We start from the raw sequence: 238 nt of genomic DNA, 5'->3' as shown, positions 1-238 counted from the left end.
CGCTTCGCCTTCGCCAACGGTCATCCCTACTGGGGCTACCGGTTCCTTGGCTGGGGCATGCACTACATCCAGGACATCACCCAGCCCTACCACTCCACGCCGCTGCCCGGTGCCAGCCTGGCGGCGATGCTACAGATGGAGGGCAAGGCATTGCTCGGCTACCCGGAGGAAAAGCAGGCGGCCATCGAGCGTGTCGCGAACCGCCATACCGCGGTGGAGAAATACCAGTTCGACTGGC

General features: G+C 64.3%; 1 protein-coding gene. It reads left to right on the top strand.

Translation table 11 applies throughout. The annotated features are described in order from the left end of the window. Nucleotides 1–238 (top strand): hypothetical protein (locus tag ACLJNW_RS28330; RefSeq protein WP_410961973.1); only part of this gene is annotated, 238 nt, incomplete at both ends.

It is taken from the genome of Salmonella sp. SAL4457, from assembly GCF_046548235.1.
Classification (GTDB): domain Bacteria; phylum Pseudomonadota; class Gammaproteobacteria; order Enterobacterales; family Enterobacteriaceae; genus Salmonella; species Salmonella enterica.
This window is presented reverse-complemented; position numbering and strand designations above follow the sequence as displayed.